We start from the raw sequence: 15,174 nt of genomic DNA, 5'->3' as shown, positions 1-15,174 counted from the left end.
GTTGAGTTCCTGTCCACTACGCGTTTCAGGGCCAGCCGCCTGATCAGCACCCCCAAGCAGACGTACAGTGCTGTCACCGTCCGAAGTATTCATCCCCGAATTCCGGACAGCCTCAAAAGGACGAAACGCACTATGTTCTCAGCAACCACCACCAGTCGCCTGGCCCAGGCCGCGACGCTTGCCAACACGGCCCCCGGTCCCCGCGGCGGTCGCCTCCTGCCCGAGCGGCTCGACCAGCCGGCAGAGCTCCCCGCAGCCCTGCCCGGCTGGAACTTCGACGAGGATCCCTCCAGCGCCACCCTGCGTTCCGTCCGCAAGCTGCGCGCCGCCGTCGCGGGCATCTGGCAGGACGCCCATGCCCTGGACATCGATGCCGCCCTCGAGGGCGTCAACCACCTTTTGGCCTCGGCGGGTCCCGTGCACGTGATCGCACCCGAACCGGCCACGGCCCGCACTCCCGCGGTGCTGGCTGCCGGGCAGGACACTGACGTCCCGGAGAAGACCCTCTCCACCTCTCTGGCCCTGGCGCTGGCCGAGGTGGCCCTGGCAGGCGAGCTGACACGGCTGCGGACCTGCTCCGGAGAGGACTGCACCAACGCCTTCGTGGACCTGACACGCAACCGTTCCAAGCAGTTCTGCGACGAGGCCAACTGCGCCAACCGCGCCCACGTCAAGGCCTACCGTGCCCGGCGAGCTGCAGAATTCCCGGACCATGGTGAACTCTCAGACGACGGAGACCACGCGGACTACGAGGCCGAATCGGACGAGATGTCCTCGGAGCACGGTTCACTGGAGGACTCGCCGGAGAAGAAGGACAAGCCCGGGAAGAAGAAACCCAAGAAGGGCAAGAAGAAGAAGTAGGCTCGTCACGTCCCCACCCGGGACATCGTGGTATTGGACATCGAGGACGATCACGCCCCGGTGCCCTCGGACACCTTCCACTACTGACGGTTCAGGACCCCTGTGGCTCGCCTGCGCCGGGCTGGTCACCGTCGTCGGACTGCTCGCCCTGGCGTGCCGCATCCCGCTTGCGCTGGGCCTCGGCCTTGCGCCGGGCGACGGACTGCCGGTGCAGTTCCTCGGAGGAGCGGTGCACGCCCGAGCCCTGGGAGAGGTGCTTGGGGTTGTCCTTGGCGGCCAGCTGGAGCATCGCCACGACCACGAGGGAGACGATGAAGAAGATCCCGAAGGCGATCAACCCGAGGTCGATCCGCAGCGGGTTGTCCGAGCCTCCGGAAGCGGTCATCGTGGCCACCGCCCCGCCCACCAGGGCCAGGACGAAGGAGAACCACAGTGGCCCCTTGATGGACTGCAGGAACCCTGCCTTCTGCTGGGCCGGCGCGGCTGGCTGGGCGGCCGACGTCTCCGACCGTCCGGCTGACGCCGTCCCCGCCGGCTTCCCTGTGGCCTGCTCCGGGGCGCGACCCGGCCGGGCGTCACCGGGACGAGGCGTCTCGGGCTGCTGACCGGCGCTGGGCGTGCTCACTGACCATCTCCTGTACTGCGGGTGGCCGGGCCGGATTCGAGAGAAACGGGCCTGACCAGCTCAAAGTGTGGTGGCGCGTCGGCCTCGGGCCGGGACGCACCCTTTCATTCTACGCGTTGTAGAGAACGGGGCCGACCGCCCCGAATGACCGCTCTGTGGAGCGCGTCCGGTCAGCTGCGCGGGGCGCGCGGGCCCTCGTCCTTCTGGGCGGCCAGCGCGGCCGGGCCGGCGTCGTGCCGGAAGCCGAAGCCGGAGATGGCGAGGAGCACCGCGATGATGATGGCCCCGCCGCCCACGATTCCGAGCAGGCCGTGCGCGTCCAGGTGGAGGAACAACAGCAGCCCGACGCCGGACAGCATGCCCACCGCGCCCGTGTACAACTGGTCGCGGGCCGGCACGAAGACCGTGCGGTACTGCAGCCAGGCCACGAACTCGGCCAGGCCTGAGCCGATGAGGGCGACTGCGGCGATGATCCCCGCCACGAACTCGGTCCCGGCGAACAGCAGGGCGATGGCACCGACCATGAAGACGGCCGCGGCGATCGAGAGCGGTCCGCGCATCTTCTCCGGCACCGGATCCCGGCGCAGGTACTCCCACAGCCCGGAACCGGAGAACACGAAGTAGGCCGCCAGGCCGTACTTCAACACGGGCAGGCCGGGATCTTGAAGGAAGACGGTGGTCAGGCCGAAGATCGCGGCGATCAACGCGCGGATCAGGATCGGCTTCCACAGGATCGCGGCGGTCTCGGCGGGGGCTTTTGCTGCAGGCACCCGACCATTCTAGGTGGGCGCCGTCAACCGCCAGTCCGCATCCACGCATCCGAGCGTGCCCGCAGCCCGAGGGTGAGCGCGCGGGCTCCCATGAAGACCCCCGCGAAACCGGCCCACAGCAGCGCCAGTTGGGCTCCGGAAGCGGGCGCCTGACCGGTTCCGGCGCCGGTGGCGAGCCACCCGAGCCCGGTGAGCGCCGGCAGGTACACCGCCAGGTTCACGACGCCGGCCAGCGCCAGATAGCGGGCATCGCCGGCACCGATCAGCACCCCGTCCAGGACGAAGACGTAACCGCTCAGCGGCTGGGAGGCGGCTAGGACCAGCAGCCCGGCGGTCGCGGCGGCCTGGACGGCGGGCTCCGGGGTGAACAGCGGCGGCAGCACCCACGCCAGGACGGCCAGCAGCGCCCCGGTGATCACGCCGAACCACAGCGACCAGCGGACCATGGTGCTGGTCAGGGCGCGGGCCTCCGCCTTCCGGCCGGCCCCGAGCTCCCGGCCGATGAGGGCCTGGGCGGCGATGGCGAGGGCGTCCAGGGCGAAGGCCAGGGTCGAGTAGACCGTGAAGACGAGCTGGTGTGCGGCGAGCGTGGCCGTGCCGAGACCGGTGGCCGCCACCACCGTGAAGAGGATGGCGGCCCGGAGCGTGGCGGTGCGCAACAGCAGCCAGGAGCCCACCTGCGCGGTGGCGCGCATGCCGGACCCGGACGGGGCCAGGTGGGTGCCGGCGCGGCGGAACCGGGGGTACAGCACGGCCAGGTAGACCGCGAACATGGCCCACTGCACGGCGGAGGTGCCCATCGCGGAGCCGGCCACCCCGAGGCCCGCGCCGTAGACCAGCACGAAGTTCAGCCCGATGTTCGCGGCGAAGCCCACCCCGGCCACGATCAGCGGGGTCTTCGTGTCCAGCAGCCCCCGCAGGATGCCGGTGGCGGCCAGCACGCCGAGCATCGCCGGGATCCCCGGCATGGACCACTGCAGGTAGGCCACCGCATGGTCCTGCACCGCCCCGTCGGCGCCGATCAGCCCGGCCAGCGTCGGAGCCGTCACCCAGCCCGCCACCGCCAGGACGGTGCCGAGCAGCAGCGCCAGCCACACTCCGTCCCGCCCGCGGTCCATCGCCGCGCCCAGGTTGCCGGCGCCCAGGAACCGGGACACGGCCGGCGTCGTGGAATACGCCAGGAAGATCATCAGCCCGGTGACGGTGTGCAGCACCGTGGTGCCGACCCCGACGCCGGCCAGCTCGGCCACGCCCAGGTGGCCGATGATCGCGGTGTCCGCGAGCAGGAACATCGGCTCGGCCAGCAGGGCGCCGAACGCCGGGACGGCGAGGGCCAGGATCTGCCGGGAGATCGGGCGGGCATCCCGGGGTGCTGCGGTCACATGCCCTCGGGCAGCAGGGGCAGGAGCGTGTACGCCACGACGATGGAGATGAGGTTGTTGAACACGTGCAGGATCGTGGCATAGGCCAGTGACTTGCCGGTCAGGACATAGGCCACTGTGATGGCGGCGGCGAGCGTCAGGTACGGGATGACCTGGACGGGGTCGAAGTTGAAGCCGGTGCTGAGGAAGTGGATCAGGGCGAAGAGCACCATGGAGATCACCACGCAGACCCACACGTTGATCCAGCGGGAGAGCTTGCCGATCATCAGGTGCCGGAAGATGTACTCCTCCACGAACGGCGCCATGAACACCGTCACCAGCACCATGGGCAGGAACGCGACCTGGGTGGTCATCTCCTCGATGGCCAGCTGGTTGGCACTCTTGATGGGCTGGCCCGCGGCCATCACCACGAGGGCGTTGACCATGATGCACACGAACCAGATCACCGGGATGAGGCCGATCTTGAGCCACCCGTACTGCTTGAACGTGCGGAACGAGGCGATGAACGGCTTCCAGCACGCGATCAGCGCCAGGACGGTGAGGACCGAGTAGGAGATCAGGTTGATGCTGAACGTGAACGAGCCCTCGTTGAGAGTGCCGTCCGGCTCCGTGAACTGCTCCCGGAAGCCCGGGATGAACGTCACCAGCACGGCTGCGCCCAGGATGAAGATGATCAGGTAGGCCAGCACCGTGACCAGGTCCATCCACGTGGGCTTGCCCGGGTCGAGGACGATCCGGTCCTGCGGGCGGCGGCCGGGCCACCCCGGGGGGATGGAGCCCGGGCCGGCACCGTGGGAAGCGACGCCGGCCCCGGCGGGCTGGAGCGGGCCCTGCTGCGGCCGGCCGTAGTCCCGGCCCCGCTTCGGCCAGCCAGCCGGGATGGTCGGCTGGCCCTGGGGTGAGGACCCGTGACCGTCGGCGGGGCGGTGTGGCTCGTGCTGCGGTGCCTGCCGCGGGTCATCGGTCATGCGCCCATGCTATCCACGCCGACCGGTGCCCCCAACACGGCCTTCTGCTGGCGCAGCCGGTTACCGGCCGGCGGGAGGACCCGTCACGCCCCCGGTGGACTCGGGACGGTGCTGCGCCGGTTCCACCACGGGGACGGCCCCCGTGGCGAGGTTCTCCTCGACCGTTGATTCCCCGACGACCGGGATGGCGCCGGTGCCCACGGACACCGCCGCCTCCTCCGCATCCAGGTCCACGCCCTGGGTGAACTGGGACATGTACAGCCGGTAGTAGGCGCCCTCGGCGGCGAGCAGCTGCTCGTGCGAGCCCTGTTCCACGATGTCCCCGTGCTCCATCACCAGGATCACGTCCGCATCGCGGATGGTGGACAGCCGGTGCGCGATCACGAAGGACGTCCGGTCCGAGCGCAGGGCCGCCATGGCCTCCTGGACGAGCACCTCGGTGCGGGTGTCCACGGAGGAGGTGGCCTCGTCCAGGATCAGCAGCGCGGGATCGGCGAGGAAGGCGCGGGCGATCGTGATGAGCTGGCGCTCACCGGCGGAGATGTTGGCACCCTCGGCCTCGATCACCGTGTCATAGCCGTCCGGCAGCGTGTGCACGAAGCGGTCCACGAAGGTCGCCTTCGCCGCGGCCACCACTTCCTCATCCGTGGCGTCGAGCCGGCCGTAGCGGATGTTCTCCCGGATGGTTCCGCCGAAGAGCACCGCATCCTGCAGCACCATGCCGATCTGGCCGCGGAGCACCCCGCGGTCCAGGGTGGCGATGTCCACGCCGTCGAGCCGGATCTGGCCGCCGTCGATCTCGTAGAACCGCATGATGAGGTTGACCAGGGTGGTCTTGCCCGCCCCGGTGGGGCCGACGATGGCAACGGTCTCCCCGGGATGCGCGTCCAGGGACAGGTCCGTGATGAGCGGTTTCTCCGGGGTGTAGGAGAACTGCACGTGGTCGAACTCCACCCGGCCGTGCACGGGCTGGGCCAGCTGGCCGGGCTGCTTGCCGTCCGGATCCAGGGTGCCGTAGTCGGCCTGATCGGAGAGGTCCTCCTCCTGCTCGTCGGCGTCCAGCAGCTCGAAGATCCGCTCGGCCGAGGCCACGCCGGAGATGAGCATGTTCGCCATACCCGCCATCTCACCCAGCGGGGCGTTGAACTCGCGGGAGTACTGGATGAACGCGGTGACCTGGCCCAGGGACATCTGCCCGGTGGCCACCCGCAGGCCGCCGACCACGGCGATGCCCACATAGCCCAGGTACGTCACCCACTGCATGATCGGCATGATCATGCCGGAGTAGAACTGGGCCCGGAAGGAGGCCTCGTAGAGGTCCTCGTTCCGCTCGTCGAAGCGCTCTCGCATGGACTCCTGGCGGCCGAACACGGTCACCAGCTCGTGCCCGGTGAAGGACTCCTCGATGTGCCCGTTGAGCCGCCCGGTGTTCTTCCACTGGGCGGTGAACAGCTTCTGCGACTTCGAGCCGATGATGCCCACCACCACGCCGGCGATCGGCAGGGCGATCAGGGCGATCAACGCCAGTTGCCAGGACAGCACGAACATCATGATGGTGATGCCGACGATGGTCATGACCGCGTAGAACAGGGACGCGAAGGCCTGCTGCATGGCGGTCTGCACGTTGTCCACGTCATTGGTGGTCCGGGACAGCAGGTCCCCGCGCTGGCGCGTGTCGAAGTAGCTCAGGGGCAGTCGGTTGACCTTGGCCTCGATCTGCTGGCGGATCCGGTAGACCACGCGCATCACGATCTCGTTGAGCACGAAGCCCTGGAGCCAGTCGAACAGGGACGCCACCACGTACATGCCCAGCACGATCGCCAGCATCCGCGAGAGCGTGGTGAAGTCGATGCCGTCGCCCAACCAGCCGTCGAAGATCACGTCCATGGCCTGGCCCAGAATGGCCGGGGCCCAGACCGTCAGGATGGTCGAGATGGCGCCGAAGATGAACACCATCACCACCCCGAACTTGTGGTCCTTCAGGGTGCTGAAGAGCCGCCCGAGTGACGGCCAGAAGGTCTTGGCCTTGCGCGGCGCGGAGCCTTCGCCCCACTCGCCGGTACCCACACTGTCCTGCAGCTCGGCGATCTCCTGCTCGGACACGACGCCGGCCGCGGCGCCGTCGTCCTTCGCGGCCCCTGAAGCGGTGGGCCGGAAGGCGGTGGACCGGTACGCGGGGCGCTGGACCTCCGGGAAGAGGTCCTCCGGACGGCCGGTTCGCTGGCTGGACCGGGTGCTGTTGTTGCTCTCGCCCGTGCTCATGCCACTTCCTCCGCGCTGATCTGGGAATCCACGATCTCCCGGTAGGTCTTCGAGGTGCCCAGGAGTTCCTGGTGGGTGCCGCGGCCGACGACCCGGCCCTCCTCGAGCACGATGATCTGGTCCGCCTCGGTGATGCTGGAGACGCGCTGGGCCACCATGATCGTGGTGGCACCCTCGGTGTAGCCGGTCAGGGCAGCCCGCAGGCGTGCGTCCGTGGTGACGTCCAGGGCGGAGAATGAGTCGTCGAACAGGTAGATGCGGGGCTTCGCCACCAGGGCCCGGGCGATGCAGAGTCGCTGGCGCTGGCCGCCGGAGACGTTGGTGCCGCCCTGCGAGATGGCCGAGTCGAGTCCGGTCGCGGCGCCCTCCCCCTCGCCGGTGGTCCGGTCCCGGACGAACTCGGTGGCCTGGGCGGTGTCCAGGGCGGCCCAGAGCTCCTGCTCGGAGGCATCCGGCTTGCCGAAGCGGAGGTTGTCCGCCACGGAACCGGAGAACAGGAACGGCTTCTGGGGGACGAACCCCACGGCTTCGGTGAGGGAGGCCCGGGACATCTCCGCCACCGGCACGCCGTCGATCAGCACGGTGCCCCCGGTGGAGTCGTAGAGCCGGGGGACGAGGTTGATCAGGGTGGTCTTGCCGGAGCCGGTGGAGCCGATGATCGCGGTGGTCTGGCCGGCCTCGGCGGTGAAGGAGACGCCGTCCACGATGGGCGCCTCGGCCCCCGGGTAGGCGAAGGACACGTTGCGGAACTCGACCGTGCCGTCCTTGCTCTGCGGCTCGATGGAGTACTCCGGCTCCTGGACGGAACCGGTGGTGGTGAGCACTTCGCCGATGCGGCGGGCGGTGATGATCGCCCGCGGGAACATCATGAACATGAACGTGCCCATCATGACGGCCATGAGGATCTGCAGCAGGTACTGCATGAACGCGGTCAGGGCGCCGACCTCCACGAGGCCGTCGTCCACGCGGTGGCCGCCGAACCACAGCACTGCGGCGGTGGCCAGGTGCAGGACCATGGTGATGAGCGGACCCATCAGGATGAACAGCCGGCCGATGTTCACGGAGGTCTTGGTCAGCGTCGCGTTGGCGTCCGTGAAGCGTCCGGTCTCGTGGCGCTCCCGCACGAAGGCCCGCACCACGCGGATACCCATGATCTGCTCGCGCATCACGCCGTTGACGTCGTCGATGTTGGTCTGCATCCGCTCGAACAGCGGCATCAGCCGCCGCACCAGCACGCCCACGATCAGCAGCAGCACGGGAACGGACACCCACACGAGCCAGGACAGGCCCGGGTCCTCCTGGATGGCCATCACGATGCCGCCGATGGACATGATCGGGACCATCACCATGAAGTTCAGGGCCATCAGCACGACCATCTGCACCTGTTGCACGTCATTGGTGCCGCGGGTGATCAGGGTGGGGGCACCGAAGCGGCCCATCTCCTCGGCGGAGAAGTGATCCACTCGGGTGTAGATGGCCTGGCGGATGTCCCGGCCGATCGACATGGACATGCGCGCACCGAACCAGACCGCCGCGATGGCCGTGATGACCTGGGCCAGGGCGACGGCCAGCATGACGGCGCCCACGCGCCAGATGTACTCGGTGTCACCGGTGGCAATGCCGTTGTCGATGATGTCAGCGTTGAGACTGGGCAGGTACAGCGTGGCCATGGTGGCGGCCAGCTGGAGCACCAGGACGGCCACGACCTGGGCCCAGTAGGGCTTGCCGTAATGCCGGACGAGTTTCCACAGCATGGGTTTCGCTTCCGGATCGTTCCGCCCACCTGCCGATCAGGCAGGAGGGATGTTGATGATGGGGACCGCTTCCGGGCGCAGGAATGCCGCTGTGACCGAGAAGGTGTGGGCTGCGGGATCAGGGGGCCGAAAATGGTCCACCGTTATCATGCCTGATTATCGCGGGGAATGGGCGCTTCTCTGCTGACAGTGAACCCTTCTGAGCAGTTTCGGAGAACCCGCCCGCAGGTCCCGGTGGTGGGCGGCGGACTACCGCGCCATCCGGTCCGCATTGGCGTGGATGGCGTCTCGGAGATACTGCGCGAGTCCGGGCCGCAGGTCCTCATAGGTCTTCATGAACCGGGGATCCTGCACGTACATGTCTCCGAGGTTCCGATGGAACTCTCCGTCGATCGGGAAGAACCAGTGGTCCATGTGCACGCGCATGGCCTCGGCCGCGGCCATGGCCTGCTCCGAGTCGGCCGGCAGACCGGCGTCCATCGCGTCCAGGATCAGCTGGTTGTTCTCCTCCGTCTCAGCGCTGATCGTGGCCCAGTCCTCCTGCGTGTACGCCGCCGTCCGGCGTTGGGACTCCTTCCAGGCGTCGGTCTGGCCCCAGCGGTCCTCGGCCTCGGCCTGGTACTCCTCGAAGTGCTCCGTGTAGGAGTCCCCGAAGAGCTCGCGCATCTCGTCCTCGTTCAGGTCGATGTCCTTCATGTCCTTCTCCAATGCAGTGTCCAACGCGGCCAGCAGCCGCGTGAGTTCGGTGATCTTCTCCTCCACCAGCTCGCGCTGGCGTTCCAGGGCACGACGCCGGCCGGCGGGCCGGGTGCCCCGCGCACCCGGGTGCGCGCCGTCGTCGCGCACGGGCCCCTCCTCGAGTGCGGCGGCGATGTCCTCCAGCCCCAGTCCCAGCCGCCGGTAGGCGACCACCTGCTGCAGGCGCTCGAGGTCGGCGGGGGCGTAGAGCCGGTAGCCCGCCGAGGAGCGGGCGGCCGGGGAGACCAGCCCGATCTCGTCATAGTGGTGCAGGGTGCGCACGGTGACGCCGGTGACGGAGGCGGTCTCCCCCACCGTCATCAGGGCGATCTCCGGATGGGCTCCGGGCCGCGTCCGCTGCTTCTCGTTCTTCATGGCTCCTACTGAACAGCCTCACGTGGCGTCAGGGTCAAGTCAGGTGGTCCATCCGCCCCTCGGCCCAGTCCGCATGCCGCCGCGCGGACCGGTGCACCACCGCGGAGGCCTCGGAGGCGATGACCCCGGAGAAGTTGTCATAGAGCCGCTCGTAGTCGTACCGGTCCAGGTGCCCGGCGATCCGCTCAGCCACGGCCCCGGACAGCGGCAGGTAGTTCGGGAACGAGCGCATGAACGTGGCCCACTTCCGGTCCCGGGCCACGCCCACGGTGTCGCCGGCCAGCAGCACGCCGACGCCGTCCTGGCCGGTGAAGTGCACCACCACACTCCCGGGGAAGTGGCCGCCGGGCTGGGAGGCGGTCACGGCGGGCGAGCCGGGCAGTCCTGGCAGCGGCGTCAGGGAATCGGACCAGACGATGGTGTTCGCCGGCCGCCGGGCCAGCCAGCCGGCGTCGGGCTCGGAGATGTAGACCGGCACCGGACCGTCCGCTCCTCCACAGGCCTCGGCCCAGGCGGACTGGGCACCGTACATGTGCGGGTGGGAGGCGATGATCCCGGCCAGCCCGCCCAGCCGCATCACGGCGTCCACGGCGGCGCGGTCGATGTACGCGGGGACGTCCACCATGAGGTTCCCGGCCTCGGTGACCAGGATCTTGGCGTGCTGGCCGATCCCGACGCCGCCGCTCACCCGCACGGCCCACAGGTTCGGTTCCAGCTCGGCCACCTCAGTGCCCGCACCCGACGCGCGGAGCTCACCCACCGTGGTCCAGCGCTGGCCGTCAGCCGGAACCCACTGCCGATCGTCCGCGCAGATGGCGCAGGCCGCCGGCAGGGCATCAGTCAGGGCATCAGACCGGGCGTCTTCCTGCTCGACCCCGCAGGTGGCGCACAGGACGAGACCGTCCCAGGCCGCGTGGTCGATCTCGGCGTGGTCGGTCGTGTCCGGGTCGATCGCGGCGGGGTTGGGGTCCGTCATGGGGCACTCCTTGGTGGTCGGGCGTCCCGTCCCATGGTGGCGCGTCGGCCCGCCAGCTGCCAGAGGTGCAGGGCGGCATAGGACCGCCAGGGTGACCAGTCGGCGGCCCGCACGGCCAGGGCGCGGTGGGCAGTTCGCGTGGCGAGATCCGGATCCAGCAGACCCGCGGCCTTGGCTCCGGCCACGAGCGCCACATCCCCTTCGAGCCAGGCATCGGGATCCCTCAGCACACGCATCGCCACGTAGGCCGCGGTCCACGGCCCGATGCGCGGCCGGGCCAGCAGCTCCCGGCGCAGCACCTCCGGTTCAGCAGCCGCGTGCACGGCCAGTTCACCGTCAGCCAGGGCGCGGCACGTCCCGACGACGGCCCCCACGGCCTGGCCCGGCAGCCTCAAGGGGCGCTCGGGGTCGGGCCTCTCACCGGAGACCGGTTCGGGCACGCCGGAGGCGATCTGGGCCGCCGTCGGGAAGTGCCGGTGCAGTGAGCCGAAGAGCGAGTCCTCATCCGGACGGCCGCGTGGCGGATGCCCCTGCGGCGGGCCGGGCGTAAGACCGGGTGGGAGGCGTGGAGGAGGGCCGAGTGGGAGGCCGGGTGGACGTCCGGGAGGGGAGTAGGGGGTGCCCAGGGCCCCGGCCAGCCGCCCGAGATGCGTGCGGGCGGCAGCGACCGAGATCTGCTGGCCTACGAGCGCCCGGACCACGAGTTCGTGAGGATCTACGGTGCCCGGGATCCTGATGCCCGGGGTGCTCTGCACGAGGGGAGCCAGTGCGGGATCGGTGGCCAACAGGCCATCCGTCTCGGCGGGATCGGCGTCCGCATCGAACAGGACCCGGAGGGCGGCGAGCGCGGGGCCCTGGTCTGCGGCTGAGGCCAGGTGCAGCCTCACCCACAGGCTCCAGCTCCGGTTCCGGTTCCGGTTCCGGGTGGCGGAGACCAGGACCGCGGCCGGACCACCTGGCAGTGTCAGGGTGCGGGCGTACCGGAGATCCTCGGGCCGCGTCAGGTCGGCGGCCTCGACACCCGCGACGGCGCGGGCGGCCAGGAAGCGGAAGATGCCGGGGGCGTCGTACGGCGCGGTGACGGGCACCTCGACCTCGAGTTCGACCGGGGAGACGTCCATGCGTGGACCCTATCGCCACGCCGGGCGGAGGCGGTATCTTCACCGCATGACAGAGCCAGCGGACCTCACCGAGCTGTCCTTCACCGAGACCGGGCGGATCGCCAGGCCGGTGGTGGAGACCTATGAGGCCGTGGCGGACCCGGGCCGGCTCTCGCAGTACTTCACCACCGGCGGAGCACGGGGCCGGCTGGAGACCGGCGCCGAGGTGACGTGGGACTTCGCCGACTTCCCCGGGGCATTCCCGGTCGAGGTGGTCGAGGCCGCTACGCCGCAACGGATCGTGCTGCGGTGGGACGGCGAGTCGGCCGTGGACGAGTCCGGGATGACCACGGTGACGTTCACGTTCTCCCCGCTGGACGGGGACACGCGCACGCTGGTCTCGATCACGGAGTCCTCCTGGCATCCCACCCAGGACGGTGCGCGCAACGCGTTCGGCAATTGCATGGGCTGGACCGGGATGCTGGCAGCCATGAAGGCCTGGGTGGAACACGGGATCAACCTGCGGGATGGGTTCTACACCTGAGCCCCCGTCGCGTGACTCTTCGCCTGTCAACGGCGCTCGGTCTTCACCCGGCCCTCAACCGCAGAGCAGCCCTCCCCCGTCAGCCGCCGGCCCATTCGTGGGCGGCCTTGTTGCGAAGCCCCACGAGCTCGAGGGCGCGCCGCTCCAGGACCTGGTCCTGCTCGCTCACGGCGGTCCACTGCTTGACGGGCAGGGCCTTGCGGTCCGCTCCGGCGGACACCATCACCGTCAGCCCGTGGGCGATCAGCATCGGTTCACGTTCACGCCGGTCCCCGGCGCGGGCGCGGACGGACAGGTGCATGGACCGCGGGCCGGTGTGCACGAGCCGGGCCTCCAGTTCCACGAGGTCGCCCACGCGTACGGGCTGGTAGAAGCGCACGCCGCCGGCGAAGACGGCGACCACGGGCAGCCCGGACCACCGGGCGGCGCAGACGTTGGCCGCCTCGTCGATCCACCGCATGACGGTGCCACCTTGGACCTTCTCCCCGGGGTACACCTCACGGGTATGGGCCACGAACCTCATGATCACGGATTCGCTGGTCAGTTCACCGGCGGGCGGCGGGGCCTCGATCATGGCCTCCTCCACCTCACGGCGAACCGTGCCGCGCAGTTTGGCCAGGCGCTCCCGCTCGAGCTCCTCCGGGGTGTCTGGCTCCCAGGGGCGGACAGGGATGGAGTTGCCCTGCGCATCCACTGCCACATAGACCATGACGCACTCGGTGCACACCGTGGACTTGCCGTCGGCATCCTTGATCTCCGGCAGCACCACCCGGGTCTGCACATGCACCGAGGTCCGGCCGGTGTGCACCACGCGTGACTGCACCACCACGCGGGTCTCCACCGGCACCGGGTTACCGAAGTGCATGTTGCCCACATAGGAGGAGACCACGTTGGTCCCGGACCAGGAGGCGGCGGAGGCGTAAGCAGTCTTGTCGATCCAGGTCATGACAGTGCCGGCATCCACGGAGCCATCAGGGTGGTCGTAGGCTTCGGCCCTGAACTGCAGGGCGACAGAACTGTGGGTCGGCATACCACCGAAACTAGCACCCGTGACGGACGCCACGTTCACCGGATTCTCGCCCAGCGGAAACTTCCGGCAAGTCCACAGCCAACGCCCAGCCCCGGCCGCAGGCCACAATGGTGGGATGGAGATTTCGCCGACGCCGGCTGCCCCCGCCCCGCTGACGCCACCGGCGGACCGACGGCACGAGGTCACGCTGCGCTTCCTCGCGGCCCCCACCGATCGTGGCAAGGCCGGGACGGTGGACGCCGGCCGGGTGCTGGAATGGGTGGACAAGGCCGCCTTCGCCGCCGCCACGGGCTGGAGCGGCAGTTATTGCGTGACCGCCTATGTGGGCAACATCCACTTCGAGTACCCGGTGCAGGTGGGCGAGATGGTGGAGGTCATCGCCACCGTCCTCTACACGGGCCGGTCCTCCCTGCACATCAACACGTCGGTCCGCTCGGGCGACCCGAAGACCGGCCAGCTCGCCGAACGCGCCCGCTGCCTGGTGATCTTCGTGGCCGTGGACGCGGAGGGCCACTCCACGCCCGTGCCGGAGTTCGTCCCCCGCACCCTGGAGCAGCAGCTCGCCCGCGACTACGCCATGTCCCGCATCCCGATCCGGGACGAGATCTCGGCCGAGCTCCGCGGGCAGCAGTACACCGAGGCCGGCACCGCCGAGAAGGTGGTGCTGCGCTTCCTGGCTGAACCCACGGACGTGAACTGGGGCGGCAAGGTGCACGGCGGGATCGTCATGGAATGGATCGACTCCGCGGCCTATCTCTGCTCCTCCCGCTACTGCGGCCGGGACACCGTGGCGGTGTTCTCCGGCGGCATCCGCTTCCTGCGCCCCCTGCACATCGGGGATCTCGTGGAGGTGGAGGCCCGCCTGATCTACACGGGGAACAAAGGCATGCACATCGCCGTCGAGGTCCGCTCCGGGGACCCGAAGGGGAAGGAGCTGGCCCAGACCACGAACTGCATCACCGTCATGGTGACCCGGGACAGCTCGGGGACCTCCCTGCCCGTCCCCGCGTGGGAACCGGTGAGCGAGGAGGACCGGAGGCTGTGGCAGCACGCCCGCACCCTGCTGGAGATCCGCGGCAGGGTCCCGGGGAACCGGCTGCCCAACCACCTGCTGAAAGAAGGAGAGCAGCACTGATGGCCGACCGCTACTGGGATGTGAACCTGCCGGGCCCTGCCGAGGGCGAGGAGACCGCGATGGTGACGGCCGCCGTCGAGCACGTGGGTGGACGCCAGCTGGCCGACTGGGCCGTGCGGCTGCTCAGCGGCCGGGCACGCCCCGGGGATGCCGGGGATCCGGACATCGCGCTGATCCGAGGCGAGGCCGACACCCTGGACCCGGAACTGGCCCTGGACCCGCACCTGCCCCGGATGCTGGGCGCCCGTGTGCTGGTGCACCACTGGCACCCGCGGGCCGCCGACGCCGTGCTGGCCGGTCTCACGGACGAGAGCGCGGCGGTGCGCCAGGCCTGCTGCCGGGTCGTCGCGGCCCATGGGTCCGAGGGTCTGGTGTCCGCGGCCCGGACGGTCGAAGCGCTGTTGTCCGACCCGGATCCTCGGGTCCGTAGCGCCGCCGCACAGGCCCTCGGTGAGGTCGGCGGGGAGTCGACCGCGTCCGCCCTGCAGGGTCTGCTCATGGACCCCGATTCGGTGCTGGCCTCTGCTGCCGAGGACGCCCTGGACCGCCTGGCCGAGCGTTTCAACCGGCCGGACCTGCGCGCCGAACCGGAGTACTGAGCCGAGGGCGGCGCTGACGGCCGGACTGACAGACCGACTGCCCGCCGGACTGCGT

Annotated in this window: 14 protein-coding genes; 4 read left to right on the top strand and 10 right to left on the bottom strand. The window is 69.7% G+C overall.

Translation table 11 applies throughout. From position 1 onward, the window contains the following. The first annotated feature begins 132 nt into the window (after positions 1 to 132). A complete protein-coding gene (locus ACFFIO_RS13560; protein ID WP_378042581.1) occupies positions 133 to 861 on the top strand; it encodes a CGNR zinc finger domain-containing protein in 729 nt (242 codons plus the stop codon). A gap of 91 nt (positions 862 to 952) precedes the next feature. On the opposite strand, the gene ACFFIO_RS13555 is transcribed toward ACFFIO_RS13560, so the two are convergent. From ACFFIO_RS13555 to ACFFIO_RS13515, 9 genes are all read right to left on the bottom strand, one after another. Then, the gene (locus ACFFIO_RS13555; RefSeq protein WP_378042579.1) at positions 953 to 1,486 is read right to left on the bottom strand and encodes a hypothetical protein; all 534 of its coding nucleotides are present in this window, start codon (positions 1,484 to 1,486) and stop codon (positions 953 to 955) included. Between the two features lie 170 nt (positions 1,487 to 1,656). Further along, a complete protein-coding gene (locus ACFFIO_RS13550) occupies positions 1,657 to 2,256 on the bottom strand; it encodes a hypothetical protein (RefSeq protein WP_378042577.1) in 600 nt (199 codons plus the stop codon). Between the two features lie 23 nt (positions 2,257 to 2,279). Continuing rightward, positions 2,280 to 3,638: an MATE family efflux transporter gene (locus ACFFIO_RS13545; RefSeq protein ID WP_378042576.1), complete on the bottom strand. Its 1,359-nt coding sequence runs from the start codon at positions 3,636 to 3,638 to the stop codon at positions 2,280 to 2,282. Next, complete coding sequence (locus tag ACFFIO_RS13540) at positions 3,635 to 4,606, bottom strand: CPBP family glutamic-type intramembrane protease (protein WP_378042574.1); 972 nt, start codon at positions 4,604 to 4,606, stop codon at positions 3,635 to 3,637. Before ACFFIO_RS13540 ends, ACFFIO_RS13545 begins: the two co-directional genes overlap by 4 nt. A gap of 60 nt (positions 4,607 to 4,666) precedes the next feature. Next, positions 4,667 to 6,868, bottom strand: coding sequence for an ABC transporter ATP-binding protein (locus ACFFIO_RS13535; RefSeq protein WP_378042572.1), 2,202 nt, complete (start codon positions 6,866 to 6,868; stop codon positions 4,667 to 4,669). Beyond that, a complete protein-coding gene (locus ACFFIO_RS13530; RefSeq protein WP_378042570.1) occupies positions 6,865 to 8,622 on the bottom strand; it encodes an ABC transporter ATP-binding protein in 1,758 nt (585 codons plus the stop codon). Before ACFFIO_RS13530 ends, ACFFIO_RS13535 begins: the two co-directional genes overlap by 4 nt. A gap of 249 nt (positions 8,623 to 8,871) precedes the next feature. Further along, a complete protein-coding gene (locus tag ACFFIO_RS13525; RefSeq protein WP_378042568.1) occupies positions 8,872 to 9,735 on the bottom strand; it encodes a MerR family transcriptional regulator in 864 nt (287 codons plus the stop codon). 34 nt (positions 9,736 to 9,769) lie between these two features. Continuing rightward, complete coding sequence (locus tag ACFFIO_RS13520; RefSeq protein ID WP_378042566.1) at positions 9,770 to 10,711, bottom strand: MBL fold metallo-hydrolase; 942 nt, start codon at positions 10,709 to 10,711, stop codon at positions 9,770 to 9,772. Next, a complete protein-coding gene (locus ACFFIO_RS13515) occupies positions 10,708 to 11,832 on the bottom strand; it encodes a DNA-3-methyladenine glycosylase family protein (protein WP_378042565.1) in 1,125 nt (374 codons plus the stop codon). The genes ACFFIO_RS13520 and ACFFIO_RS13515 overlap by 4 nt, the downstream gene beginning before the upstream one ends. A gap of 46 nt (positions 11,833 to 11,878) precedes the next feature. On the opposite strand from ACFFIO_RS13515, the gene ACFFIO_RS13510 reads away from it, so the two are divergent. Then, positions 11,879 to 12,355 (top strand): SRPBCC domain-containing protein, encoded by a 477-nt coding sequence (locus ACFFIO_RS13510; protein WP_378042564.1) that lies wholly within the window; start codon positions 11,879 to 11,881, stop codon positions 12,353 to 12,355. A gap of 79 nt (positions 12,356 to 12,434) precedes the next feature. On the opposite strand, the gene ACFFIO_RS13505 is transcribed toward ACFFIO_RS13510, so the two are convergent. Next, positions 12,435 to 13,385 (bottom strand): acyl-CoA thioesterase, encoded by a 951-nt coding sequence (locus tag ACFFIO_RS13505; protein WP_378042563.1) that lies wholly within the window; start codon positions 13,383 to 13,385, stop codon positions 12,435 to 12,437. Between the two features lie 115 nt (positions 13,386 to 13,500). On the opposite strand from ACFFIO_RS13505, the gene ACFFIO_RS13500 reads away from it, so the two are divergent. Together ACFFIO_RS13500 and ACFFIO_RS13495 are read left to right on the top strand one after the other, a co-directional pair. Continuing rightward, positions 13,501 to 14,520: an acyl-CoA thioesterase gene (locus ACFFIO_RS13500; protein ID WP_378042561.1), complete on the top strand. Its 1,020-nt coding sequence runs from the start codon at positions 13,501 to 13,503 to the stop codon at positions 14,518 to 14,520. Continuing rightward, complete coding sequence (locus ACFFIO_RS13495; RefSeq protein ID WP_378042559.1) at positions 14,520 to 15,119, top strand: HEAT repeat domain-containing protein; 600 nt, start codon at positions 14,520 to 14,522, stop codon at positions 15,117 to 15,119. The genes ACFFIO_RS13500 and ACFFIO_RS13495 overlap by 1 nt, the downstream gene beginning before the upstream one ends. Positions 15,120 to 15,174: the final 55 nt, after the last annotated feature.

It is taken from the genome of Citricoccus parietis (genome assembly GCF_042433045.1).
GTDB classification, from domain to species: Bacteria; Actinomycetota; Actinomycetes; order Actinomycetales; family Micrococcaceae; genus Citricoccus; species Citricoccus parietis.
This window is presented reverse-complemented; position numbering and strand designations above follow the sequence as displayed.